This is a genomic window from Solihabitans fulvus, assembly GCF_008386585.1.
Classification (GTDB): domain Bacteria; phylum Actinomycetota; class Actinomycetes; order Mycobacteriales; family Pseudonocardiaceae; genus Solihabitans; species Solihabitans fulvus.
Genome location: NZ_VUOB01000022.1, coordinates 98,040 through 121,557 on the forward strand (window position 1 = coordinate 98,040; position 23,518 = coordinate 121,557).

24 protein-coding genes and 1 tRNA gene are annotated in these 23,518 nt (G+C 73.1%); 12 read left to right on the plus strand and 13 right to left on the minus strand.

Annotation, left to right across the window (positions count from 1 at the left end):
* Positions 1-6 precede the first annotated feature (6 nt).
* The 3 genes from bagB to F0L68_RS13220 are packed head-to-tail and all read right to left on the minus strand — an operon-like array spanning position 7 to position 2,459.
* A complete protein-coding gene (gene bagB / locus F0L68_RS13210; RefSeq protein WP_149849824.1) occupies positions 7-1,164 on the minus strand; it encodes an ATPase BagB in 1,158 nt (385 codons plus the stop codon).
* A complete protein-coding gene (bagA, locus tag F0L68_RS13215; protein ID WP_149849825.1) occupies positions 1,161-2,165 on the minus strand; it encodes an ATPase BagA in 1,005 nt (334 codons plus the stop codon). The genes bagB and bagA overlap by 4 nt, the downstream gene beginning before the upstream one ends.
* Before the next feature lie 42 nt (positions 2,166-2,207).
* Complete coding sequence (locus F0L68_RS13220; protein ID WP_149849826.1) at positions 2,208-2,459, minus strand: hypothetical protein; 252 nt, start codon at positions 2,457-2,459, stop codon at positions 2,208-2,210.
* Between the two features lie 89 nt (positions 2,460-2,548).
* Here F0L68_RS13220 and sp36 point away from each other — a divergent pair, with 89 nt between their 5' ends.
* Genes sp36 through F0L68_RS13240 form a run of 4 tightly spaced genes read left to right on the plus strand, consistent with a single transcriptional unit; the run spans position 2,549 to position 5,137 of the window.
* Positions 2,549-2,704 (plus strand): Sp36 family protein, encoded by a 156-nt coding sequence (gene sp36, locus F0L68_RS13225; protein WP_149849827.1) that lies wholly within the window; start codon positions 2,549-2,551, stop codon positions 2,702-2,704.
* The gene (locus F0L68_RS13230; protein WP_149849828.1) at positions 2,701-3,162 is read left to right on the plus strand and encodes a RidA family protein; all 462 of its coding nucleotides are present in this window, start codon (positions 2,701-2,703) and stop codon (positions 3,160-3,162) included. The genes sp36 and F0L68_RS13230 overlap by 4 nt, the downstream gene beginning before the upstream one ends.
* Before the next feature lies 1 nt (position 3,163).
* The gene (locus tag F0L68_RS13235; RefSeq protein WP_149849829.1) at positions 3,164-3,796 is read left to right on the plus strand and encodes a hypothetical protein; all 633 of its coding nucleotides are present in this window, start codon (positions 3,164-3,166) and stop codon (positions 3,794-3,796) included.
* A 39-nt stretch (positions 3,797-3,835) separates the two neighbouring features.
* On the plus strand, positions 3,836-5,137 hold the full coding sequence (locus tag F0L68_RS13240; RefSeq protein ID WP_149849830.1) for a hypothetical protein: 1,302 nt from the start codon (positions 3,836-3,838) through the stop codon (positions 5,135-5,137).
* A gap of 9 nt (positions 5,138-5,146) precedes the next feature.
* Here F0L68_RS13240 and F0L68_RS13245 read toward each other — a convergent pair whose 3' ends face one another.
* Both F0L68_RS13245 and F0L68_RS13250 read right to left on the minus strand, forming a co-directional pair.
* Positions 5,147-6,637, minus strand: coding sequence for a hypothetical protein (locus tag F0L68_RS13245; RefSeq protein ID WP_149849831.1), 1,491 nt, complete (start codon positions 6,635-6,637; stop codon positions 5,147-5,149).
* Positions 6,634-7,530 carry a Gfo/Idh/MocA family protein gene (locus tag F0L68_RS13250; RefSeq protein WP_149849832.1) on the minus strand — a complete coding sequence of 299 codons (897 nt, stop codon included), beginning with the start codon at positions 7,528-7,530 and terminating at the stop codon, positions 6,634-6,636. The genes F0L68_RS13245 and F0L68_RS13250 overlap by 4 nt, the downstream gene beginning before the upstream one ends.
* A gap of 119 nt (positions 7,531-7,649) precedes the next feature.
* Here F0L68_RS13250 and F0L68_RS13255 point away from each other — a divergent pair, with 119 nt between their 5' ends.
* The 3 genes from F0L68_RS13255 to F0L68_RS13265 all read left to right on the plus strand — a co-directional run bounded on the left by F0L68_RS13255 (position 7,650) and on the right by F0L68_RS13265 (position 9,935).
* Positions 7,650-8,483: an NUDIX hydrolase gene (locus F0L68_RS13255; RefSeq protein ID WP_223198779.1), complete on the plus strand. Its 834-nt coding sequence runs from the start codon at positions 7,650-7,652 to the stop codon at positions 8,481-8,483.
* Complete coding sequence (locus tag F0L68_RS13260; RefSeq protein ID WP_149849834.1) at positions 8,480-9,298, plus strand: MBL fold metallo-hydrolase; 819 nt, start codon at positions 8,480-8,482, stop codon at positions 9,296-9,298. Before F0L68_RS13255 ends, F0L68_RS13260 begins: the two co-directional genes overlap by 4 nt.
* A gap of 565 nt (positions 9,299-9,863) precedes the next feature.
* Positions 9,864-9,935, plus strand: a tRNA-Gln gene (locus F0L68_RS13265).
* An 83-nt stretch (positions 9,936-10,018) separates the two neighbouring features.
* Here F0L68_RS13265 and dnaN read toward each other — a convergent pair.
* Positions 10,019-11,134, minus strand: coding sequence for a DNA polymerase III subunit beta (gene dnaN / locus F0L68_RS13270; protein ID WP_149849835.1), 1,116 nt, complete (start codon positions 11,132-11,134; stop codon positions 10,019-10,021).
* A 261-nt stretch (positions 11,135-11,395) separates the two neighbouring features.
* On the opposite strand from dnaN, the gene F0L68_RS13275 reads away from it, so the two are divergent.
* Positions 11,396-12,934: a CehA/McbA family metallohydrolase gene (locus tag F0L68_RS13275; protein ID WP_149849836.1), complete on the plus strand. Its 1,539-nt coding sequence runs from the start codon at positions 11,396-11,398 to the stop codon at positions 12,932-12,934.
* A gap of 498 nt (positions 12,935-13,432) precedes the next feature.
* Here the strand turns inward: F0L68_RS13275 and F0L68_RS13280 are convergent, their stop codons facing one another.
* From F0L68_RS13280 to F0L68_RS13300, 5 genes are all read right to left on the minus strand, one after another.
* Positions 13,433-14,110, minus strand: a complete 678-nt coding sequence (locus F0L68_RS13280) for a response regulator (protein WP_149849837.1) — start codon at positions 14,108-14,110, stop codon at positions 13,433-13,435.
* Positions 14,107-15,354, minus strand: coding sequence for a sensor histidine kinase (locus F0L68_RS13285; protein WP_149849838.1), 1,248 nt, complete (start codon positions 15,352-15,354; stop codon positions 14,107-14,109). The genes F0L68_RS13280 and F0L68_RS13285 overlap by 4 nt, the downstream gene beginning before the upstream one ends.
* A gap of 285 nt (positions 15,355-15,639) precedes the next feature.
* Positions 15,640-16,893, minus strand: coding sequence for an MFS transporter (locus F0L68_RS13290; protein WP_438672279.1), 1,254 nt, complete (start codon positions 16,891-16,893; stop codon positions 15,640-15,642).
* 448 nt (positions 16,894-17,341) lie between these two features.
* Positions 17,342-18,016 (minus strand): Crp/Fnr family transcriptional regulator, encoded by a 675-nt coding sequence (locus F0L68_RS13295; protein WP_149849839.1) that lies wholly within the window; start codon positions 18,014-18,016, stop codon positions 17,342-17,344.
* A 270-nt stretch (positions 18,017-18,286) separates the two neighbouring features.
* Positions 18,287-18,535: a hypothetical protein gene (locus F0L68_RS13300; protein ID WP_149849840.1), complete on the minus strand. Its 249-nt coding sequence runs from the start codon at positions 18,533-18,535 to the stop codon at positions 18,287-18,289.
* A 187-nt stretch (positions 18,536-18,722) separates the two neighbouring features.
* Between F0L68_RS13300 and nth the strand changes: the two genes are divergently transcribed.
* Genes nth through F0L68_RS13320 form a run of 4 tightly spaced genes read left to right on the plus strand, consistent with a single transcriptional unit; the run spans position 18,723 to position 21,973 of the window.
* Positions 18,723-19,430 (plus strand): endonuclease III, encoded by a 708-nt coding sequence (gene nth, locus F0L68_RS13305; RefSeq protein ID WP_149849841.1) that lies wholly within the window; start codon positions 18,723-18,725, stop codon positions 19,428-19,430.
* Positions 19,427-20,047, plus strand: a complete 621-nt coding sequence (locus F0L68_RS13310) for a TlpA family protein disulfide reductase (RefSeq protein WP_149849842.1) — start codon at positions 19,427-19,429, stop codon at positions 20,045-20,047. The genes nth and F0L68_RS13310 overlap by 4 nt, the downstream gene beginning before the upstream one ends.
* A 29-nt stretch (positions 20,048-20,076) precedes the next feature.
* Positions 20,077-20,751 carry an NUDIX hydrolase gene (locus F0L68_RS13315; RefSeq protein ID WP_223198752.1) on the plus strand — a complete coding sequence of 225 codons (675 nt, stop codon included), beginning with the start codon at positions 20,077-20,079 and terminating at the stop codon, positions 20,749-20,751.
* Between the two features lie 25 nt (positions 20,752-20,776).
* Positions 20,777-21,973, plus strand: a complete 1,197-nt coding sequence (locus tag F0L68_RS13320) for a MarP family serine protease (protein WP_149849844.1) — start codon at positions 20,777-20,779, stop codon at positions 21,971-21,973.
* Between the two features lie 15 nt (positions 21,974-21,988).
* Here F0L68_RS13320 and F0L68_RS13325 read toward each other — a convergent pair whose 3' ends face one another.
* Together F0L68_RS13325 and F0L68_RS13330 are read right to left on the minus strand one after the other, a co-directional pair.
* The gene (locus F0L68_RS13325; protein WP_149850043.1) at positions 21,989-22,936 is read right to left on the minus strand and encodes an alpha/beta fold hydrolase; all 948 of its coding nucleotides are present in this window, start codon (positions 22,934-22,936) and stop codon (positions 21,989-21,991) included.
* A gap of 58 nt (positions 22,937-22,994) precedes the next feature.
* Positions 22,995-23,498, minus strand: a complete 504-nt coding sequence (locus tag F0L68_RS13330; protein WP_149849845.1) for a phage holin family protein — start codon at positions 23,496-23,498, stop codon at positions 22,995-22,997.
* Between the last annotated feature and the right edge of the window lie 20 nt (positions 23,499-23,518).

Consider the following 23,518-nt stretch of genomic DNA (forward strand, 5'->3'; position numbering starts at 1 on the left):
CAGGGCCTACTCGCCGGCAAGGCGGTACCCGATCTCGTGCAGGCCGGCCAGGTCGTGCACGTCGGTCGGCAACGCAGGCACGCCGATGACCGGGACGGTCGGGTGCGCGCGGGTGAACCGCGTCAGCAGCCGACGTTCCCGGTCGGCCATCGCGACCCGGTCGGCGTGCAGCCGAAGCACGGCCGCGGCCAGCGGGGCGTCCCCGGCACGATCGAGGCCGTCCGCTGCCGCGACCGCGCGCGCCTCACTCAGCTCGGCGAGCACCGGGTGGGTGCGGTTGGCGACGAGGCCGGCGAGCGGCATCTGCTCGGCCGACAGCCGCTCGGCGAAGTAGCTGGCCTCGCGCAACGCGTCCGGCTCCGGCGCGGCCACCACCAGGAAGCCGGTGCCCGGCGAGCGCAACAGCTGGTAGGTCTTGCGCGCCCGCTCGCGGAAGCCGCCGAACATGCTGTCGAACGCCTGCACGAACGACGAGGCGTCGGTGAGCAGCTGCCCGCCGACGATGGTCGAGATGGCCTTGGTGAACAGCCCGAACCCCGCGCCGACCAGCTTGCGGATGCCGATGCCGCCCGCCCGCGCCGGCGCCGACAGCAGCCGGATCAGCTTGCCGTCCAACACCGTGGACAGCCGCTGCGGCGCGTCGAGGAAGTCCAGCGCCGACCGGCTCGGCGGGGTGTCGACCACGATCAGGTCCCACTGCCCGCTGGCGGCCAGCTGGCCCAGCTTCTCCATCGCCATGTACTCCTGCGTGCCGGAGAACGACGTGGAGATCGTCTGGTAGAAGGGGTTCGCCAGGATCTGCGCGGCCCGCTCCTTGCCGGCGTGCGCGAGCACCATGTCGTCGAAGGTGCGCCGCATGTCCAGCATCATCGCGTGCAGCTCGCCCTTGGGCTCGAACCCGGCGAACCGCACCGGCCGGGGCTGGTTGTCCAGCTCCCGCAGCCCGAGCGACTGCGCCAGCCTGCGGGCCGGGTCGATGGTCAGCACCACCGTGCGCCTGCCGCGCTGCGCGGCGCGCACCGCGAGCGCGGCCGCCACGGTCGTCTTGCCGACGCCGCCGGACCCGCAGCACACCAGCACCTGGGTGTCGGGGTTGTCGATCAGGGCGTCGATGTCGAGCCGGGACGGCCTGGCGGCCGGCTCCGGCTGGGCGGGCTCGGTCACCGGACCCCCTGCGCGACCAGTCGCTCGGCCAGCTCGTAGAGCCCGGCCGGGTCGATCCCGTCGGCCAGCTCGGGCAGTTCCAGCGCAGGCAGGTCGGCCTCGGCGAGGTGCGCCCTCGCCTGCTGTTCGAGCCGCACCCGGATGGCGTGCTCGACGGTCTCCTCCACCAGCCCCTCCAGGTCCTCCTCGGACAGGTCGAGCCCGGCGGCGGTCAGCCCGGCCCGCACCCTGGAGTCGTCCACCCTGCCGTCCGCGGCCGCCGGCACCGACCTGGCTGGCAGCCGGGGCGGCCGCGCCCGGTTGACCACCACGGCGCCCGGCCGCAGGTCGGCCGCGTCCAGCTCGGCGACCGCGTCCAGCGTCTCCCGCACCGGCATCTCCTCGAGCAGCGCGACAAGGTGCACGGCGGCGTCCCCGGAGTGCAGCAGCTTCACCACGCCCTCGCTCTGCCCCTTGATCGGCCCCACCTTGGCGAGATCGGCCATCGCCTTGGTGACGTCGAGGAACTGCACCACCCGGCCGGTCGGCGGGGCGTCCAGCACGACCGCGTCGTAGGCGTGCCGGCCGCCAGGACCGGTGCGCCGCACGCACTCCTTGACCTTGCCCGTCAGCAGCACGTCCCGCAGGCCGGGCGCGAGGGTGGTGGCGAACTCGATCGCGCCCATCTTGCGCAGCGTCCGGCCAGCGAAGCCCAGGTTGTAGAACATCGACAGGTACTCCAGCAGCGCGGCCTCGGCGTCCACGGCCAGCGCGCGGACCTCCCCGCCGCCCGGCGCGGACGCGATGCGCTCCTCGGAGTAGGGCAGCGGCGCGGCGTCGAACAGCTGGGCGATGCCCTGCCGGCCCTCCACCTCGACCAGCAGCACGCGGCGACCGCCGGTGGCGAGCGCGAGCGCCAGCGCCGCGGCGACCGTCGTCTTGCCGGTGCCGCCCTTGCCGGTGACCACGTGTAGGCGGGCTCTGGCCAGTTCCTCGGTCCAACCGACGGCGGGGGTGGTCACCGGATCAGCGTAAGGGGCCGGGGCGCGCCGCGTGCGGAACCGTCAGTTCGCGAGCGTGAGGGTCACCACGGCGATGCCGCACGCGGCGACCAGCGCCCACGCGACCGTCGACGGCAGCACGGTGAGGATCAGCGCGCCGACCAGCACGACCACCAGCAACGCGATCAGCCCGACCCGCACCACGTGCCCGTGCGTGGCGCCCCGCCGGTCCCGCGCCTGCGCCATGGCGACCAGCACCAAGATCAGCCCGGCCGCGCCGAACAGGGCGGTCGCGACGACGCGCCAGGTCTGCATGCGCTCCACGGTAGCCGCGCCGGGACCGCCGGGAGGGCTCCCGGCGAGGCCGGCTCGGACACTCCTGGTAGCCGGTTACGCTCCAGCCCATGACGAAGTGGGAATACGCGACCGTCCCGCTGCTGATCCACGCCACCAAGCAGATCCTCGACCAGTGGGGCGAGGACGGCTGGGAGCTGGTCACGGTGCTGAACAACCCGACCGGCGAGCAGCACGTGGCCTACCTGAAGCGGCCGAAGGCATGACCGGCACGGTGACCGCGCGGCTCGCCGAGCTGGGCATCGAGCTGCCGACGGTGGCCGCCCCGCTCGCGGCCTACGTGCCGGCCGCGCGCAGCGGCTCGCTGGTGTTCACCTCCGGCCAGCTGCCCTTCGTCGATGGTGCGCTCGCCGCGACCGGCAAGGTCGGCGGCGAGGTCGGGCCCGAGGAGGCCAAGGGGCACGCCAGGCTCTGCGCGCTCAACGCGCTGGCCGCGGTGCACGCCCTGGTCGGCATCGACTCGGTGGTCCGCGTGGTCAAGGTCGTCGGCTACGTCGCGTCGGCCGAGGGCTTCACCGGCCAGCCCGCCGTGATCAACGGCGCATCGGAGCTGCTCGGCGAGGTCTTCGGCGAGGCAGGCCAGCACGCCAGGGCGGCCGTCGGGGTCGCCGAGCTGCCGCTCGGCGCGCCGGTCGAGGTCGAACTGGTCGTCGAGGTCGCCTGAGATGGCCAGGGGACCCTCGAGCGAGGCGGCCGCGCACGAGCTGCTGCTCCGGCTGGCCGGTCGGCTGCCGGACGCGCAGCTGTGGCGGTTCCGGGACTGGCTGGCCGGCGGCGCGCTCGTGGTGCTGGCGCGCGCGGTGCCGAGGGCGTTGCTGCACGACCGCATCGCCGTGACCGCCGCGGAACACCGGCTGCTGGCGGACGCGTTCCTGCCGCACGGCGGGGATCTCGGCCAGGTGAGTTCCGTCCCAGGGCTGGACGAACTGGCCGATCCCGACTACACCTTCACACCGGAGTCACCCGATCGGGTGCCGATGGGGGACTCCGCGACCGTGGTGCTCGGTGCCACGCTGCGCGGTCGGCAGGGGGTCGGCGAGGTCCGTTCCTGCTGGCGGCTCGGCGGGTCCGGGGTGCGCGAGGCCAGGCGGATCGTCCTGGTCGGCGCCGCCGAGGAGCCGTCCCGGCTGGCCGGGGAGCTTCAGCGGGTGCTGCGGGCGCTCGGCGAGCACGAACCCTGTGTCGAGGTGGTGCCGCCGGGTATCGACCTGCCGCCCTACCACCGGGCGGCGCTGGCCGCGTCGGAGCTCGTGTGCACCGGTGCGGCCGACACCGAGGGGCACCTGGTCCCCGGCTGACGCTCGTCGCAGGGCTGACGGGCCGGAAGGAGACATGGCGTGGCTGCCGACGCTGTCGACACGATTGGGCTTCCCGTCCGGTTACACGACCTCCTGGTCGGGTTGGCCGGGCGGCTGGACGATGACGCGTTGTCCCAGGCCCGCGAGCTGCTGGCGGTCGCGGAACTGGACCGCGCCGTCGAACTGCTCGTCGGCTGCCTGCTGGCCGGTCGCATCAGGATCGACGAGAACGAGCGGCAGCAGGTCGCCTGGCTGCTCGACGAGGTGCGGTCCGACCGCGCCATGGCCGACCGGCTCGCGGTCGTCGACTCCCCTCCGGTGCCTCGGCACCGCTTCACCTCGGAGTCCGATCCGGCCGCTGGCCTCGCCGCCGCCCTCGGCCAGGCCATCGACGTGCTGCCGGACGTGCGCTCGGTGCGCTGCGTCTGGCGGGTGACCCCGGCGGGCGCCGCGCCAGGCCCGCTGCCGCAGCTGATGGTGCTGGTCGACATCGGGCCGCAGGGCTTCGCCCCGGCCACCGCCTACCGGATCGACAACGTGCTGCGGCGCGCCGGCGTGCGGGCCGTCATCGAGGTGCTGCGGACCGGGATCGAGCTCGGCGAGTACCACGCGGCGGCCATGGCCGCGTCCGTGCCGATCGCCATCACCACCCCTGGCCCGACCCACTCGGGCGGTCAGGCGTGGTTCGACGGCACGGAGCCCGAGCCGTCGCTCGAACTGTCCTCGGCCTACCGGCCGACGCACGAGCCGAGCGTGCCGGAACCGGTCGCGGCCGAGCCGAGGCGCGGCAGGGACTTCGACTCAGTGCAGCCCTTCCCACCCAAGCCGACCAGGCGGGCGGCGGCCCGCGAGCACCGCGCGGCCGAGCCGCAGCAGCCCGAGTTCCAACAGGCCGAGTTTCATCAGCCCGAGTTCCGCGCCGATGAGCAGCCTGCCCCTGTCGAGTACGCCCGGCCGGAGGCGGTGGTCGCCCAGTTTCCCAGGGCCGCGCACGGCGAGGCACACACCACCGAACTGAGCGCCGACGAGCTGGCGTCCCTCCAGGCCGCGCTCGCCGAGTCGGCCCCGCCGAAGCCGGACTCGGCCACCTCGCAGCCGTTGCCGCTGCCGCCGTCGGTGGACGGCAAGATCAACGACCGGGAGCGCGCGCTGCTCCAGCAGCTGCACGAGGAGCTGGCGCAGCGGGAACAGGACGACGCGGCGGAACCCACCCGCTGGCAGGTCGACCGCTCCGGCGACCAGCAGCACACCTTCGGCGGTTCGGGCAGCTGGATGGAGAACCCCGAGCTGGTCAACGGTTCCGCCGCGCCGCACGGCGGCCCGCCCTACCCGAAGGCCTAAGGCGTTGGCCTAGTCGCTCGCCAGGGCACGGAGCGTGCCGAGCAGCTGCCACCTGGCCGGGGCGGGCAGCGGCCGGTACGGGCGGCTGGCGAGTCGGCCGGTGGTCGCCTTGACGCGCCTGCGGACCGGATCTTCCTCGGCGAGCGCCCGCACCCCGGCGGCCGTGAGTCCCTCGCCCGCCCACGCGGCCGCGTGCGCCTCGGCCCGGTGCTGCCGCAGCGCGACCAGCAGGCCGAACAGCCTGCCCGCGTGGCTGTCCTGGCCTGCGTGGTCGCCGGTGTTGTGGTGGCCGGCTGCGCTGGTGTGCTGACCTTCGGTCAGGCGGCTGTTCTGGCCTGTGTGGCGGTCGGTGTCGTGGTGGCTGGCTGCGTTCGTGTGCCCGCCTTCGGCCAGGCGGCTGTCCTGACCCGCATGGCCGTCGGTGTCGTGGTGGCCGGCTGCGCCCGTGTGCCCGCCTTCGGCCAGGCGGCTGCCTTCTGTGCCGTGCCTGCCCTCTCCGCCCTCTCCGCCCTGTCCGCCTTCGCCGCTGTGGCCGGCGAAGGCGGCGAACACCGGGCCGCCCGTCGCCCCGGCGACCACCCGCCGCACGGCGTTCAGCGCGGCCTCGGGATCCGGCCACAGTCCCGCCGCGGCGGCGTGCTGTCCTGCCACGATCGCCTCGAGCGCCGGCACGCAACGCGCGGTCGTGGCCACCGCGTCGCCGATCGGTTCGAGCCAGCCGCCGTCGACCAGCTCGGCGAGCGTCGCGTCCAGGCCGTCCGCGTACCGGTGCACGCCCCGCAGCACGGTCACCGACACCGGCCCGGCCAGCAGCAGCTCGGCGACGTCGATCAGCACCCCGGCGTGCGGGGGCCGCTCGACCTCGCGGAACACCCCGGACCCCGCAGTCGCGCGGTGCACGCCGATCACCAGTCGGTCCACCTCGGCCGCCAGGTCGGCCGCCGTCGCGCAGGCGTCCGCCGCGTCGACGGCGAGCAGCGCGGCCGCAGCCGCCGCCCGGCCACCCTCGTCCGCTCGCAGCCGCACCGCGCGGCCGAAGTGGTGGCGCGCCAACGGCCAGTCACCGGCGTCGTAGGCGCACGTCCCGGCATGCTGCTCGATGAACGGGTCGACCGGGCCTGGCTTCGGGCGCCGCGCCACCCGGACCAGGCAGTCCACGAGCTCGCTGCGGGCCAGCTCGAACCGGCCCTGCCACTGGTGCACGAGCGCCAGCCGAACCCTGGCCGCCAACGGATCCGCGGTCGCGGACCGCTCGGCCAGCGTCAGCGCGACGGTCAGCTCCCGTTCGGCCAGGTCCAGCCTGCCGAGCAGCCGGGCCGCCACGCCGACCTCGGTGCGCCACACAAGTTCCGCCTCGGCGTCCGCCGGCGCAGGCGCGGCCAGCCGCGCGTCCAGCCAGGAGGCCAGCTCCTCGGGCCGGTGCGGCACCTCCCGCAGCGTCTCTGGGTCGAGGTGGTGCTCGAACGGCGTGTCGGCCCAGCTCGTTAAGTTCCCGCTCACGCGACTCCCTCTGCCTTGGCGCGCGCCGCGGCCAGGATCCGTTGCAGGTGCAGGCCGCGCCGGACGTCGCACGGGTGCTCGGTCGTGCCGCTCTGCACCAGCGCGACGAACTCGTCCAGCAGCGTCGTGTAGCAGTCCTGGGTCGTGCTGGCCCAGCCGGCCAGCGTGCGGCGGCCGTGCTCGCCGTACAGCGAGTACTCCGTCACCGTCGGCCGGATCGGCAGCCGCAACGTCAGGGTCGCCGTGCTGGTCGCGCCGCCGCGGTGCGCGAGCATCAGGTGCCACAGGTCGGGCTCGGACCGGTGCGCCGCCAGCACCTCGGTGATCTCGCCGAGCGCCGCGTCGAGCAGGTCGAAGGCGTGCGGGCCGATGTCGTCCAGCGCGCCCTGGTCGTGTCGCCACTGTGAGCCGGCGTACTGGCCACCGAGCAGCGCGCCGGTCAGCCAGGTCGCGTTGCCGCCCGCCCAGCCGCCGAGCCGGTCGACCTCGGCGAGCAGCTCCCTGGTCTCCGGCGCGAACCGGCGGGTCAGCATGACCAGGGAGGCGACCTTCGCCTCGGTGACGGCGTCGACGAGTCGCTCCGCATCGTCCACTGTGGACGCGATGGGCTTCTCCAGGATCAGGTGTTTGCCGGCCTTCGCCGCCTTCGTGGCCAGTTCCGCTTGCACCGCAGGGGGAACGGCGAACGCGACGGCGTCCACTGTGGACAGTAGTTCGTCTGGGTCGGCCACGATGTCGCCGCCGAACCGGTCGGTGATCTCCGCCGCCGCGTCCCGGCGGCGCGCCCACACCGACACCAGCCGGGTGCCAGGGTGATCGGCGATGCCCGGCGCGTGCACCTGCTGTGCCCACGGACCCGCCCCGACAAGACCAACGCGCAGCTGTTCGTTCACGCGTCCATACTGCCCCGGCGGCGGGGCGGGAGGTGCCGATCACTTGCCTGCCGGGGGTGTCCAACTCGTAGGCTCGGGGGATGCCCGAACTGCCGGAGGACCTGATCCTGCCCGAGGACATGGTGCCGACCACGCCACCGGCCACCCCGGTGACGCCCAAGGACGCGGCGACCGTCGTGCTGGTGCGCGACGGCGCGACCGGACTCGAGGCGTTCCTGCTGCGCAGGGTCGCCGCGATGGCCTTCGCCGGCGGGATGACCGTGTTCCCCGGCGGCGGCGTCGACCGGCGCGACTCGGACACCTCGGTGGCCTGGAGCGGCCCGGAGCCCGCCTGGTGGGCGCGCTGCTTCGGCTGCGACCCCGCGCTGGCCAGGGCGCTGGTCTGCGCGGCGATCCGGGAAACTTTCGAGGAGTCCGGCGTGCTGCTGGCCGGCCCTGACGCGACCAGCGTCGTCGGCGACACCGCGCCGTACTCGGACGCCAGGGCCGCGCTGGTCGACCGGGACGTGTCGCTCGCCCAGTTCCTGGCAGGCGCCGGGCTGGTGCTGCGCGCCGACCTGCTGCGACCGTGGGCGAACTGGGTGACCCCGGCCGAGGAACCGCGCCGCTACGACACCAGGTTCTTCGTGGCGAGGGTGCCGGAGGGGCAGCTCGCCGACGGCCTGACCACCGAGGCCGAGGACGTCGCCTGGCAGCGGCCGTCGGACGCCATCGGCGACTGGAAAGCGGGACGGCGGGGCCTGCTGCCGCCGACCTGGATGACGCTGGCTGAGCTGGCCGAGTGCGGCTCGGTCGCCGACGCGATGGCGCAGGACCGCACCGTCCGGAAGATCATCCCGAAGGTGATCCGGCGCGGCGGCGCGCTGCGCGTGGTGCTGCCGGGCGATCCGGAATACGGCACCGCGTCCGCGCACCTCGACGCGCGCCCCGAGGACGAACTGGAGCGGTCATGAGTGGGTCACCACTGGTCGGTGAGCGGGCGGCGCACCCGGCGTACGGGGTGTTGCGGCAGGTCACCCCGACGGCGGCGGTGCTGCTCGCGGACAACCCGTCGCCGATGACCCTGGACGGCACCAACACCTGGGTGCTGCGCGCGCCGGACACCGAGGCGTGCGTGGTGGTCGACCCGGGACCGCTGGACGAAGCGCACCTGGCCAGGGTCGCCGCGTGCGGTCCGGTCGCCGCGGTGCTGCTGACCCACGGGCACCCCGACCACGCAGAGGGCGCCCGGCGGTTCGGCGAACTCGTCGGCGCGCCGGTGCGGGCGCTGGACCCCGCGCTGCGGCTGGGCTCCGAGGGGTTGGCAGGCGGGGACGTGGTCGCCGAGGCGGGCCTGGCGATCAGGGTGCTGGCCACGCCGGGGCACACCGCCGACTCGCTGTGCTTCCTGATCGACCACGACGGGCCGCCGTCGGTGCTGACCGGCGACACCGTGCTCGGGCGCGGCAGCACGGTCGTGGCGCACCCGGACGGCCAGCTCGCCGACTACCTGGAGTCCCTGCGCGTCCTCGCGGACCTGGCGCCCGGCACGGCCGTGCTGCCCGGCCACGGCCCGGAGCTGGCCGACGCGGGCGAGGCGGCCAGGGGCTACCTGGCGCACCGGGAACAGCGGCTCGCCCAGGTGCGCGCCGCCGTGGCCTCGCTCGGCGGCGCGCCGACCCCTCGGCAGGTCGTCGAACTCGTCTACGCCGACGTCGACCGGGTGCTGTGGCCGGCCGCCGAATGGTCGGTTCGCGCGCAGCTGGAGTACCTCCGCGAACAGTCCTGACGCATTGTTCTTGGCGCGCCGATAATGCGTTGACCGAGCCCTTTCCGTGCCGCATAGTTGTCTCAACACCGCACCAGGAGGAAAGCCGTGAACAGCAGGTGGCAGTCGAGCCGGGCACCGCGACCGAGTGTCGCCGCCATGCTCGCCGGTCCGCATTCTGGCTTGCCCAACCTGCGGGAACCGCAGCTCGACGCGGGTAGCTCCCCGTTGTGACACGTCAGTGGTCACCACAGGGAACCGCCCGTCGGGAAACCGACCAGGGCGGCTTTCTTTTTGTCGGGGAATTCGGCGGTTCGGTGTCGTCGAGGGGTCGACGCCGAATTGTCGAAGGCTTTTGTGGTGATCACGATCAACGGATACGAGGGAGACGGCAACCCACCTGGTTTGGGACCAGGACACACCCCGTTCGACTCGGGGGTATCCGACGGTGCTGCGGGCAACCGCCGCACAACCTCGGCATGGCGAGGGCGTTTGTTGCTACATCCTGTCCGGTGCTGGTTGAGGGATGGGGGCCAATGCACCCCATCCCTCTCCCACCGACGGCCGGCCCGCGCCGCCGGCCGCACGTCCGATAGCTCAGTGGTAGAGCGGCCGCCCTGACCGGCGGCGGGCCCGGGTTCGACTCCCGGTGGGACGACTCTCTTGTACGCCACCTCTCTTGTACGCCAACGCATGCCGACCACATCGTGTCCCTCAGCGGGGCCGACCAGATCGTGTCCCTCAGCGGGTCGGCGGGCGCATGGGCACCACCAGGTAGGTCAGCTCGACCCCGTCATCGCCCGGCTCCGCCGTCAACACCGTGGAACGCAGGCCCTCCTGCATGAGCAGCCGCACCTCGCGCCCGGCGAAGGCGCGCAACGCGTCGGCCAGGTACCGGACCTGGAACGTCTTGGTGGCGCGGTCGCCGTTCACAGTGGCCTTCACGGCCTCGTCCGACTCGCCGGCCTGCGGGTCGCTGCCGCGCACCCGCAGCTCGCCGTCGTCCACCTGAACAGTCACCGTGCCGTGCGCGCCGGCGTAGGTCGCCGCCCTGCGCACCGCGCCGGCCAGCGAGTCCGCGTCGACGTCCACCGCGCAGTCGGTGTTGGTGTCCAACAGCTTGCGCACCCGCTCGTCCGGGAACGGGCTGGCCAGCAGGGCGGAGCTGACCGAGTCGTCGCCCCAGCTCAACCCGATCCGGTCCGCGTCGGCGTGCAGGGCGACCAGGCCGGCCCGCGCGGCCTGCTTGGCCACCTCGGCGAGCACCGAGGCCGGCGCGAGCACGTCCAGCGGCTCGCCGCCCGGTGCGGCCTGCCACGGGACGGAGGCGACTGCCATCCGGTACCGGTCGGTGGCGAGCATCATCAGCCGGTCGCCCTCGGCGCGGAGCCGGATGCCGGTGAAGATGGGCAACGCGTCGTCGCGGGAGGCCGCCCCCGCGACCGGCGCGGTGGCCGCGACCAGCGCGTCCGCCCGCACGTGCCCGGCGAGCGCCGGCGGCAGCGACACCCCTGGATGCGAGTCGACATCCAGCAGCGGCAAGGCGAACCGGGCGCCCGGTGTCCGAATGGCCAGCCGCGACCCCTCGACGACCAACCGCACCTCGGGGGCGTCCAGGGCGCGCAGCGTCTCCGCGAACGGCTTGGCCGGCACCAGCACCGCGCCCGAGGAGTGCACGATCGCTTGGCGGGCAAGGCGAACCGAGTGCTCACGGTCGCTGCCGGCGAGCACGACGCCATCGTCGTCGGCCCGCAACACCAACCCGGCCAACACGGGGTCGAGCACGCGGCCCGGCAGCAGCCTGGCGACCTCGGCGGCGGCCGAGGCAAGGGTCGAGGTGGTTGCGGTGACGTCCATGGGTCGCACGCTATTCGCTGACACCGACAGTTCCCGCGCGCCTCTCGCGCAGTGCGCCGCCGTGCCCGACTCCCGCACCCCCGCGCTCCGCACCTGCGCTCCGCACCCGCGCTCGCACCCCGCACCCGCACCCGCGCTCCGCACCCGCGCTCGCACCCCGCGCCCCGCCAGTTTCCGTCCAGCGTTCACCCGTTGGTGGTTTTCCCGCCAGATCCCCGGCCGTAACGTCGGTTTCGCCGGACGAGCTGACGCGGAGGCCGCATGTGCGAGCAGGGCAGGCTGGGTAGACGGGCGTTGTTCCTTGCCGGAGGCGCGATCGCGGCCGTCGGCGCGATCGAGGCGTTCCTGCCGTCGGTCGCCTTCGCGGAGAGCACGGACGGCACGGCCGACCAGACCAGGACCGTCACCGGACGGTTCGAGCCCGGTGCGCCCGACTGGTACTACCTGCCCGTCGAGGTGCCGTCCGGGGTCCGCGAGATCGAGGTCGTCTACAGCTACGACCGGCCCCAGGTTCCGCCTGGCGCCAAGGGAAACGCGCTGGACTTCGGCGTGTTCGGCCCCGAGGGCCACGAACTCGGCAACCACCGGGGCTTCCGTGGCTGGTCCGGCGGTTTCCGGGACAGGTTCACGATCAGCGCGTCCTCGGCGACGCCCGGCTACCTCGCCGGGCCGATCGAGCGCGGCACCTGGCACGTCATCCTCGGGCCGTACACCGTTGCGCCGCAAGGGATGAACTACCGCGTCGACATCACGCTGCGGTTCGGCGAGCCCGGGCCGAAGTTCGTGTCCAACCCCGCGCCGACGCGGGCCAAGGGGCGCGGCCGAGCCTGGTACCGGGGCGATGGCCACCTGCACACCGTCTATTCGGACGGTCACCGCACGCCGACCGAGCTGGCCGCCGCCGCCCGCGCCGCCGGGCTGGACTGGATCATCTCCACCGAGCACAACACGCCGGCCGCCTCGCACCAGTGGGGCGAGCACGCCGGGGACGATTTGCTGATCGTCAACGGCGAGGAGGTCACCACGCGCTCGGGTCACTGGCCGGCGTGGGGGTTGCCCGTCGGCCGGTGGATCGACTGGCGGTACCGGGCGAACGAGCCCGGCGAGTTCCGCAGGTTCGTCGACGAGGTCCACTCGGTCGGCGGCCTGGTCGTCGCGGCGCACCCGAACGCGCCGTGCCTCGGGTGCTCCTGGGAGTTCCGCTACTCCCTGGTCGACGCGATCGAGGTGTGGAACGGCCCGTGGACACTGGACGACGAGCTGTCCGTGCAGGCGTGGGACAAGCTGCTGCGGGACGGCCGGTGGGTGCCGGCGGTCGGTGACAGCGACGCGCACAACCCGGCGCATGTGGTTGGCTTGCCGCACAACGTGGTGCATGCCGAGGACCTGGCCGTCGAGGACATCCTGCACGGCCTCAAGTCGGGGCGGACCTGGTTGGCCGAGTCGGCCGCGGTGCAGCTGGACCTGCGCGCCGAGGGTCGCGGCGGCCGGCTCGCGTCGATCGGACAGCGGCTGCACGGCGGCCCCGGCACCCCGGTCGACGTGGTGATCACGGTTGGTGGCGTGCCCGGCTGCGCGGTGCGGCTGCTCACCCCGGCGGGCGTGGCACACACCGAGCAGGTGCCGGCGTCGGGCTCCGCGACCGTCCGCTGGAGCACGACCGCGAAGGACACCCCCTGGGTGCGCGCCGAGGTCCGGCGGCCGGTGGCCACCGACACCACGCCGGACACCATGGTGGCGCTGACCAACCCGATCTTCCTGGGCCGAGCACACCACGCCAAGGACGCCGCCAACGACTGACCAGGCCTGAGTCTGCCGCAGGGGCAGCCGCTGGGTTCGGCTCTGCCCTCGGCCCCACCGCCGCCGACGGCTGGTCTGGCTTGGCTCGGCCTGATGGCGGCGGCTGGAATTGGCCCCGCCACCGACGACCGACCTGGCCTGGTCTGGCCCGGGGGCGGCCGCTGGGTTCAGCCCTGTCCTCGCCACTGCCCTCGCCGCCGTGGATGGCTGGTCCGGTCTGGCTCGGCCCGACTTGATGTCGGTTGTTGGGTTTGGCTCCCTGTCGCCGACGACTGATCCGGCCTAACCCGGCTTGACCCGACGGCGGTTGTTGGGTTCGGCCCTGCCCGGGCCCCGGGCCCCGGGCCCCGGGCCCCGTCGCCGCCGGCGACTGGCTCGGCCTGGCTCGGCTCGGTCTGATGACGGCTGTTGGGTTTGGCTCGCCGCCGCTGATGACTGACCCGGCCTCACACGGCTGAGCCGACGGCGGCGGCTGGGTTCGGCCTCCGCGGCCGAGTCTTACGGTGGGGTGTCGGCGAGGCCGTGTCTGTGCGCGTACCCCACCGCTTCGGCCCTGTTGCTGGCGCCGATCTTGGCGAAGGCGTTGTTGATGTGCGTCTTCACGGTGCTCTCGCCGATGAACAGCGTGCCGGCGATCTCCTGGTTGCTCAGGCCTTTTGCGATCAGTCGCAGCACCTCGACCTCGCGGGCGGTCAGGCCGTTAGGGGACTCCGGGCGTCTCGGGGTCTCGGGGCGTCGCTGTGGGGGCTCGTCTCGGCGGGTCAGGGCGGCGACCAGTCGTCGGGACACCGTGGCGTCGAACGTGGACTGCCCGGCTGCGGCGGCTCGCAGCGCGGCGGCGATCTCCACGCGGCCCGCGTCCTTGGTCAGGTAGCCGCGCGCGCCCGCGAGCAGCGCGGCGGTGATCGACTCGTCGTCGGCGTAGGTCGTCAGCACGACCACGCCGACCCGAGGATGCGCGGCCTTGATCCGCCTGGTGGCCTCGACGCCGTCCATCACCGGCATCCGCAGGTCCATCAGCACGAGGTCGGGGGCCGCCTGCTCGACCAGCCGCAACGCCTGTTCGCCGTCGCCCGCGTCGCCGAGCACCGTGACGTCGTCGAGGAGTTCCAGCAGCGCGACCAGGCCCTCGCGCATGATCTGCTGGTCGTCCACGACGATCACGCTGATCGTCATGCCGGCACCTCCGCGTGCACCCGCCAACTCGTGCCGTGCCCCGGTCCGGCCGACAGCGTGCCGCCGACCAGCGCGAGGCGTTCCCGCATGCCGGTCAGCCCGTACCCGTCGACAGGGGCGATCGATCCCTCGACCGACCGCTCGGTCGAGGGGGCGGTCGAGGGCGTTGGGAGTGCCGTGGCTGGGGCGTCGGGCGTTGGCGCGTCGGATGTCGGGACGTCGGGCGTTGGGGTGTCGGGTGGTGGCGGGCCGTTGCGCACGTCGAGGCGGACCGCGTCCGCTTCGTAGGCGAGCGCGATGGTGACCGGCGCGCCCGGCGCGTGCTTTGCGGCGTTGGTCAGCGCCTCGCGCGCGGCCCCGAGCAGCGACACCGTGGCGGCCGAGGACACCGGCCTTGGTTCGCCGTCGGTGCGGAAGTCCACCCGCACCTCGTGATCGCGCCCGTGGTGGTCGGCGAGCACGGCAACGGCCTCGGCCAGCGGCGGCACGTCGCTGCGCAGCGCCGCCACCGCGCTGCGCGCCTCGCTCAACCCGTCGACGGCCAGCCTGCGCGACCGGCGCACCCTGGCCAGCGCGCCGGCGACGTCGCCCTTCTCGCTCAGCAACGCCTCGGCGACCTCCAGCTGCACACCGAGCGCGCCGAGCGAGTGCGCGAGCACGTCGTGCATCTCCCTGGCGATCCTGGCCCGCTCGTCGAGCGCGGCTGCGCGGGCCTGCTCGTGCTGGGCCAGCTGGGTCTGCGCCAGCAGCAGCTCGGTCTGCCGTGCCTGCACGACGTGCTGCCGTCGGTTCAGCGCCAACAGCATGGCCAACGGCAGCGCACCGAGGTTGATCAGCGTGGCGAGCAGGGTCCGGTGCCACAGCAGCGAACTTCCCAGGACGAGCACGGCGTCGGCGACGGCCAGCGCGAGGATCGCCGGCACCCGGGGCAGCGGGTTCGCGGCGAAGACCCCCAGCGAGACGCAGACCAGCACCATCCCGCCTGCCGCCTCCGAGCCGGACACGGGCGCGGCCAACAGCGAGGCGGCGGCGGTCGCCAGGACGGCCAGGTCCGGACGGCGGGTCGTCAGCACGACGGAGGCCAGCCACGCGCCGAAGCTGGCGCCCATGGCCAGCCACACCAGCACGACCTGCCCGTCGGGCCGAGCGGTGACCAGGGCGGAAGCCAGCACCACGGTGCCGAGCACGTGCACGACCAGCCGGCCGGACGGCAGACGATCGCCGAAGCGCAGCCCTTCGTTCATCTACCCTCCCCACCCCTTGCTGTCGGGACTTGCCTGCCGGGACCCGTTGTCGCGGAGGTGTCACAAGGTCATGGGGCGACGGTAGGCGACGGGGTGGGTGGGAATGAACCTCCTGGGGGTGGAGATGGGGTGGAAAAACGGGTCCACCCTGGGGATGAGATGTCCCCGGGGTGGACCCGTTGGCGTGAGTTCCGGCCGTCAGCGATCGAGCGGTCAGCGATTGGGTAGGTCAGCGATTGGATGGGTCGGCGATCGGGCGGGTCGGCGATCGGGCGGGGCAGCCCGTCAGCGGCCGACCAGTTCGACGTCGCTCTTGGCCGGCGTGGTTGCGGGGATCCCGGCCTTGATGGTGCGGCGGGACACCCACACCAGGCTGGCGATGATCAGCCCGGCCACGGCCGAGGCGACGAATGCGGCCGACGTGCCGACGTGGTCGACCAGCTGGCCGCTGATCGACTGGCCGATGGCGAGCCCGACGGTGACGGCGGTGATCACCCAACCGAACGCCTCGGTCGCGGTGCCGGCGGGTGCGACCTGCTCGATCGCGGCCGAGTGGGAGGTGGACTGCGGGGTGATCAGCGTGCCGACCACCAGCAGCGCGGCGCCTAGGCCGAGCAGCGTCGACGGCACGGCGAGCAGCAGGATCAGCAGCGAGAAGCCGGCGAGCAGGACGGGAAGGCGCAGGTGCATCTGGCGGGGCCAGGGGCGCATGCCGTAGAGCACACCGAAGATCACCGAGCTGATCGACCACAGGCTGAGCAGCAGGCCTCCCATGCCGGTGTGGCCCGCGTTGGTGGCCGCGGCCGGCACGGCGACCTCGACGAAGCCGATCGTGACGCCGAAGCCGAGCGCGGCTAGCGCGACCGTGCGCATGCCGGGGCTGGCCAGCGCGCCGAGAATGGCGGAGCCGCGCGTCTCGTGCCCGGTCGGCCGCAGCGACCGCACGGTCGGGGTCAGCGCGAACCAGAGGCCGCCGGCGACCATGCAGGCCGCGCCGACGACGACGCCGGTGCCGGCCCACGGCGCGGCGATCAGCACGCCGGACAGGCCGGGGCCGAGGATGAAGAAGACCTCCATGCTGATGGCCTCGTAGGCGTAGCCGGCCATCCTGGTCGAGCCAGGCGGCACGGTCCGCGTCCACAACGCCCGCGAGGCCGAGCCGACCATCGGTTCGGTGGAGCCGACACCGAAGGCCAGCGCGACCAGCACGGGGATGGCGGCGTGCGACTCGGTGGCCAGCACGGACGCGGTCACGAAGGCGGCGAACACCCCGATGGTGACCAGTAGCGGCTTGGTCGGGCCGAGCCGGTCCATCAGTCGTCCCTGCACGACGGAGCCCGCCGCGACACCCACCAGCGCGCTGGCCGAGACCAGGCTGGCGGTGGCGTACGACCCGGTCTGCCGCTGCACGTAGAGCAGCAGCGAGAGCCCGACCATGGCGATGGGCAGGCGGGCGAGCAGCGAGGCGATCACCGGGCCGCGCATCGCGGGGGTGGTCAGGGCGGCGCGGTAGTCGGCGAGACGAGCAGAGTGGGACACGCGTACCAGTATGCCTGCTGTGGTACGCCCGTACCAGTACTGATCCCGGTGGAGTCCGTCACCCCGGCCGTAGCCGGCAAAGGATCACAATTTGGTCACGCCGATGCGATGTATGGGTGAACCCGCGCGAGGAAACACCTGAATTTCGAGTCCTTGCGGGTGACAGGGCTTGAGTTTCGGGGGAGGGCGCATGCGATGGTTGAGTCAGCTGGCCCCCGAGCGGGTAACCAGGCACTGACCAGCCCTGATGGTCGACAAATCGACTGAACAAGCCAGATCGACCGAAACTCGAACCTCCCTCCGGCGGAACAGGTCGGGGCCTTGGAGCCGGAGGTATGGAAGCGCGGTTCGTCGGGGGATGGACCGCGCAGCACGAGGGACCGGTGCGCCGCGTCGGGGGCGGCGCCCGGTCCCTCGTATTTCCAGCGTTGTGTAGCGCTGAGTCCCGTCAGCGCGCCCGGCGGGCCAGCCGCTCGGGGTCGAGAATCAGCACGCTCTTGCCCTCAAGCCGCAGCCAGCCGCGGTGGGCGAAGTCGGCCAGCGCCTTGTTCACGGTCTCCCGCGAGGCGCCGACGTACTGCGCGATCTCCTCCTGCGTCAGGTCATGGGTGACCCGCAGCAGGCCGGCTTCCTGGCTGCCGAACCGCTGGGCGAGCTGGAGCAGCGCCTTGGCGACGCGGCCGGGCACGTCCGTGAAGATCAGGTCGGCCAGGTTCGCGTTCGTCCTGCGCAGCCTCCGGGCGATCACCCGAAGCAGCTGCTCGGCGATCTCGGGCCGAGTGCTGATCCACTGCCGCAGCGCCGGTCGGTCCATGCTCAGCGCGCGCACCTCGGTGACCGTGGTGGCCGTGGACGTCCTCGGGCCAGGGTCGAAGATGGACAGCTCGCCGAACATGTCCGAAGGGCCGAAGATGCCGAGCAGGTTCTCCCTGCCGTCCGGCGACTTCCGGCCGACCTTCACCTTGCCGGCCTGGATGATGTAGAGCCGATCGCCGGGCTCGCCTTCCGCGAAGATCACATGACCACGCGGAAACTCAACGGACTCCAGCGTCTGGGCCAGTGCCTCCGCCGCAGCCGGTTCGACCCCTTGGAAGATGCCCGCGCGGGCTAGAGTCTCGTCCACCTCGTCCCTCCTGTCGAGACGCGGCGGCAATCTGAGGCGCTGGGCTCCCACGTCGTGCGAGCTCCAGCGCCGTGCCGCCGATCACTGTGTGCAGTCTAAGCCGAATGTCCCGGATCGCCTTTCGGCTCGCCGAACACCCGCGAGCCCGAAGTCCGAACCGGACCCCGGGCAGCCTGAAATGCCCACGCAGAGACTTCCTCCGTGGGCGGTGCCAAAGCTGACCCCCTGGCGGGGGCCACCCCGATCGCTCGCGCGCCGGACCGGCGCGCGTCAGGGGCGGGGACGCTTCTGTCGAGGCCGGGCCCGCCCGCCGCGACGACGGAGCCGGAACAGCTCCAACGCCCGGCCGATGCCGTGCCCGTACAGCGCCCTGACCTCGTCGGGGCGCGCCTGCTCCAGGAACTCCTCAACCTCGTCCTCCTGCACCGCCACATGCCGGAGACGAGCTTCGACGCGCTCCATGAAGAGCGCGAAGAACATGATCACGATCGGTACGACGATGACGAGCCAGGCAGTCATGATGTTCCGATCTTTGCGCACGCGCGTTTCGCCCGCACGCGCGGGGGTAGGTGAACACGTTCCGCACGCCCGTAGTCTTGACTTCGTGCCTCCAGCGACGCGTCGCCCCGCTCCTGACCCGGCCGCGCGTCTGCGGGCGTCTCTCACGAAGGAGACCAGGCTAGGACTGGTCCGCCGCGCACGCAGGATGACACGCGCGCTCGCCGAGGGATTTCCCGGCGCGCACTGCGAACTCGACTTCAGCACGCCACTCGAACTCGTCGTCGCGACCGTGCTGTCCGCCCAGTGCACCGACAAGCGGGTCAACGAGGTCACCCCCGCGCTGTTTGCGAAGTACCGGACGGCCAAGGACTACGCGGGCGCTGACCGCACCGAGCTGGAGGAGCTGATCCGGCCGACCGGGTTCTACCGGAACAAGGCCACCTCGCTGCTCGGCCTCGGCGCCGCGCTGGTCGAGCGGTTCGACGGCGAGGTCCCCGGCAGGCTGGAAGACCTGGTGACCCTGCCGGGGATCGGCCGCAAGACCGCCAACGTCGTGCTCGGCGACGCCTTCGGTGTGCCGGGCATCACCGTGGACACGCACTTCGGCCGCCTGGTGCGCCGCTGGGGCTGGACCGCCGAGGAGGACCCGGTCAAGGTCGAGCACGCCATCGGCGAGCTGATCCCGCGCAAGGAGTGGACCCTGCTCTCGCACCGGGTGATCTTCCACGGCCGGCGCGTCTGCCACGCCAGGAAGCCGGCCTGCGGGGCGTGCTTCCTGGCCAAGGAGTGCCCGTCCTTCGGCACCGGCCCGGTCGACCCGCAGGAGGCCGCGAAGCTGGTCAAGGGCGAGGAGACCGACCACCTGCTGGCCTTCGCCGAGCAGGTGCGGGCCGGCGGGGGCGCGACACGGTGAGCGGCCGGGTCCGATGGGCGTTGGTCGTCCTCGTGCTGGCCGTGGCCGCCGCGGTGGCGCTGTGGCCGCGCGGCGGGGACTCGCCCGCCGCGTCGCGGCCCGCCGCGACCACCCCGGCCCCCGACCTCGCCGCGATCAGGAGCACGGCGGCGCTGCGGCCGTGCCCGCAGCCCCAGCCTGCTGCGACCGCCCCGACCGGGGTCGCCGGGCTGCGGACCAGCTGCCTCGGCGACGGCGGCCAGCTCGACGTCGGCGCGGCGCTCGCCGGCCGACCGACGCTGGTCAACCTGTGGGCCACCTGGTGCTTGCCGTGCAAGGACGAGCTGCCGGTGCTGGAGGCCTACGCGAGCCAGCCCGGAGCGATCGCGGTGCTCGGCGTCGCGCAGCAGAGCAGGGCCGACGACGCCCTCGGCCTGCTGACCAGGCTCGGCGTCCGGCTGCCCTCGGTGTTCGACGCCGACGGCAGCGTCGGCAGGGCGCTGCACGCCCCGCCGTCGCTGCCGGCCAGCTTCCTCGTGCACGCCGACGGGACCGTCCAGCGGATCACCGACCCGTTGCTGTTCACCTCCGCCGAGCTGGTGCGGCAGACCGTCAGCAAGTACCTGGGGGCAGGATGAGCGTTCACCAAGGATGGCGACCCGAGACGGTGTCCGCAGGGCCGCTGGTCGACCCGGCGGACACGCCGGACTGGCTGCGCGGGCTGGTCGAGGCCACCGCTGGGCTGGACGCCGCCGCGTTCACCAGGCTCTCGCCGCCGCCGGACGGGAGCAGCAGGGCCGCCGCCGTGCTGATGCTGCTCGGCGAGTCCGACGGCGCGGACGGGCCGGACATCCTGCTGCTGCGCAGGGCCGACACGCTCGGCTCGCACCCAGGGCAGGTGGCCTTCCCCGGCGGGGCGGCCGACCCGGCCGACGACGGCCCGATCGCGACGGCGTTACGCGAGGCCGAAGAGGAGACCGGGGTGCTGCCGACCGGGGTGCGGCCGGTGGCCCTGCTGCCCGAGCTGTACGTGCCGCCGTCGGGCTTCCTGGTCACCCCGGTCCTCGGCCAGTGGGTCGAGCCGTGCCCGGTGCGGCCGGTCGACCAGGCGGAGACCGCCGCGGTGGCCAGGGTGCCGATCAGCTACCTCGCCGACCCGGCCAACCGCTTCAAGGTGCGGCATCCCTCCGGCTTCCTCGGGCCGGCGTTCGGCGTGCCGGGCATGCTGGTGTGGGGGTTCACCGCCGGCCTGCTCACGGGGCTGCTCGCCCTCGGCGGTTGGGAACGGCCGTGGGATGCCACCGATGTGCGCGATCTTGACGTAGCGTTGCGGGCCACGTGAGCCGCCGAACGCGGAGGTAGCAGGGGTGAACTGGGTAGACCTGCTGGTGGTGGCCCTTGCGGTGCTCGCGGCGGTCTCCGGGGCCCGCCAGGGCATGGTCACCGCGCTGCCGGCGTTCGCCGGTGTGCTGCTCGGCGCGGTGCTCGGCATCCGGTTGGCGCCGCTGGTGGTCGAGCAGTTCAGCAACCAGACGACCAAGGTCGCCTTCGCGGTGGCCATCGTCGTGCTGCTCGTCGCGCTCGGCGAGACGCTCGGCGTGTACGTGGGCAGGTCGATCAAGCAGCGCGTCGACGCGACCCGGCTGCGCGGCGTGGACAACGCGCTCGGCGCGGTGGTGCAGGGCGCCGTCGTGTTCGCCGTCGCCTGGCTGATCGCGCTGCCGCTGACCACCGTCGCGGGCCTGCCTGGGCTCGCCTCGGCGATCCGCGGCTCGACCGTGCTCGGCGCGGTCAACGACGTCATGCCGCAGTCGGCGCGCAACCTCTCGGAGGAACTGAAGAACCTGCTGGACGTGTCCGGCTTCCCCGCCGCCGTCGACCCGTTCAGCAAGACGCCGATCCGCAGCGCGGAGCCACCCGACCCGGCGCTGCTCAACAGCCCGGTGGCGCAGCAGTTGCAGGCGAGCGTGCTGAAGATCCGGGGCAGGGCGCCGTCCTGCTCGCGGGCGCTGGAGGGCTCCGGGTTCGTGGTCGCGCCGGAGCGGGTGCTGACCAACGCGCACGTGGTGGCCGGCACCAGCGAGGTCGCGGTCGAGGTCGGGCGCGGACAGCTCGACGCGACGGTCGTCTACTACAACCCGGACGTCGACATCGCGATCCTCGCGGTGCCCGACCTGAGCGCGCCGGTGCTGGCGTTCCGCCAGCAGGACGCGAGCCCCGGCCAGGACGGCATCGTGCTCGGCTATCCGCTGGACGGTCCGTACACGGTGTCCCCCGCGCGGGTCCGCGAGCGGTTCCAGCTGTCCGGGCCGGACATCTACGACTCGAAGAAGGTGCGCCGCGACGTCTACACCGTGCGGGCGACGGTGCGCAGCGGCAACTCCGGCGGCCCGCTGGTCGACCCGACCAGCGACCCGAAGGGCCAGGTGCTCGGGGTGGTGTTCGGCGCGGCGGTCGACGACCCGGAGACGGGTTTCGCGTTGACGGGCAGCCAGGTCAGGGACTACGTCGCGAGGGCGAGCGGCTACGACCACAAGGTGACGACGGGCGTCTGCACCGGCTGATCCGGGACGCGCGTTCTAGTACGGCCGGTGGTCCGGCTCGCCGTGCGCGAGGAACTCGATGAGCGTGCGCGTGGTGGTGTGCGGGGCTTCCTGGTGCGGGAAGTGCCCGACGCCGTCCAGGTAGCGGTGTTCGGAGCGCGGGCCGAGCCAGTTCGCCGAGGCCTGCGCGGTGGACAGCAGCATCACCGGGTCGTCGGCGCCGTGCAGTTGCAGCACCGGGACGTCGAGCCGCCGGTCGACCGCCTCGGCGAAGCGCCTGCCGTCGCCGCGCAGCTGGGACCGCGCCGCCCAGCGGTAGTACTCGAGCGCGCTGTGCGCGACACCTGGCACGAGCATGGCCGCGCGGTTGCGCCGGACCGCCTCGTCGAAGCCGGGCACGACCGTCCACTTAGGACCTGACCAGGTTCGCAGCAGCCGCTCGACGTTCGCCGCGCCGTCCCTGGTGAGCCAGCGTTCCGGGGCAAGCGGAAGCTGGAACCGGAACACGTGCCCCGCGGCGCGGCCCTGGCCGCGCGGGTGCCGGCGGATCGCCCTGCGCAGCGCGAGCGGGTGCGGCGCGGAGATCGCCGACACCGACCGGACGACCCTGGGGTGCATGGCGCCGACCGTCCACGCGAGCAGCCCGCCCCAGGCGTGCCCGACCAGGTCGGCCCGCCGTTCGCCGAGCGCCTTCACCAGCCCGGCCACGTCCCCGGCCAGCGTCCAGCCGTCGTAGCCGCGCGGTGGCTTGTCGGAGTCGCCGTACCCGCGCAGGTCGACGGCGACCGCCCGGTATCCCGCCTGCGCCAGCCCGGTCAGCTGGTGCCGCCAGGACCACCAGAACTCGGGAAAACCGTGCAGCAGCAACACCAACGGGCCGTCGCCGAGCTCGGCGACGTGCAGCCGGATGCCGTTGGCCGAGACGTCGCGGTGCGTCCACGGACCGCTGACGCGCACGGTCGAGGGATCCGGCGGTGGCGTCACCACCTTCTCGGAGTTTCGTTCCCGCCGCCGCACTGCGGTACTGATGCGCCCGCCCGACCTAGTAGGCGGGGTGCTCGTCGGCGCGCTGGTCGCGGTGTCGGAGCGCGGCAGCGGTGTCCTGGAGTGTGCTGATGGTTCGCTGAGGCGCGCGGATCTTCTTCAGCTTGCGCACGCCTAGGAACACGAACAGCACCACCATGGCGAGCATCAGGCCCCACACGATGAGGAACGAGAAGAACTCGTTCAGCCCGAGCGCGTGGATGCCCTGCGCCAGCATGAAGAAGAAGAAGAACAGGCTGAACAGGCCGATCGTCAGCGCGACGATGAAGTACAGGCTGCCCTTGATGCCCTTCTTGATCTCGCCGGTGACTTCCTGCTTGGCGAGTTCCACCTCGGCCCTGATCAGCGTCGACACGTGCGTGGTCGCGTCGCGGACCAGGCCGCCGATGGAGGACTCGCCCGCGACGCGCGCGGCACCGTCCTCGGTCAGCGGAATCGACGGGACTGGTGGCAGCCCGGCACCCCCACGGCTGCCGTTGGCGTTCTGCTGGGCGCTCGTCACCGGGTCATCGTGCCATGTGG

What these genes read in the sequence shown, in the direction of transcription:
- F0L68_RS13220 (WP_149849826.1), bottom strand. Translation starts at nt 2,459, where the DNA reads ATGCAGACCTGGCGCGTCGTCGCGACCGCCCTGTTCGGCGCGGCCGGG.
- sp36 (WP_149849827.1), top strand. Translation starts at nt 2,549, where the DNA reads ATGACGAAGTGGGAATACGCGACCGTCCCGCTGCTGATCCACGCCACC.
- F0L68_RS13230 (WP_149849828.1), top strand. Translation starts at nt 2,701, where the DNA reads ATGACCGGCACGGTGACCGCGCGGCTCGCCGAGCTGGGCATCGAGCTG.
- F0L68_RS13235 (WP_149849829.1), top strand. Translation starts at nt 3,164, where the DNA reads ATGGCCAGGGGACCCTCGAGCGAGGCGGCCGCGCACGAGCTGCTGCTC.
- F0L68_RS13255 (WP_223198779.1), top strand. Translation starts at nt 7,650, where the DNA reads ATGGTGCCGACCACGCCACCGGCCACCCCGGTGACGCCCAAGGACGCG.
- F0L68_RS13260 (WP_149849834.1), top strand. Translation starts at nt 8,480, where the DNA reads ATGAGTGGGTCACCACTGGTCGGTGAGCGGGCGGCGCACCCGGCGTAC.
- dnaN (WP_149849835.1), bottom strand. Translation starts at nt 11,134, where the DNA reads ATGGACGTCACCGCAACCACCTCGACCCTTGCCTCGGCCGCCGCCGAG.
- F0L68_RS13275 (WP_149849836.1), top strand. Translation starts at nt 11,396, where the DNA reads ATGTGCGAGCAGGGCAGGCTGGGTAGACGGGCGTTGTTCCTTGCCGGA.
- F0L68_RS13280 (WP_149849837.1), bottom strand. Translation starts at nt 14,110, where the DNA reads ATGACGATCAGCGTGATCGTCGTGGACGACCAGCAGATCATGCGCGAG.
- F0L68_RS13285 (WP_149849838.1), bottom strand. Translation starts at nt 15,354, where the DNA reads ATGAACGAAGGGCTGCGCTTCGGCGATCGTCTGCCGTCCGGCCGGCTG.
- F0L68_RS13300 (WP_149849840.1), bottom strand. Translation starts at nt 18,535, where the DNA reads ATGACTGCCTGGCTCGTCATCGTCGTACCGATCGTGATCATGTTCTTC.
- nth (WP_149849841.1), top strand. Translation starts at nt 18,723, where the DNA reads ATGACACGCGCGCTCGCCGAGGGATTTCCCGGCGCGCACTGCGAACTC.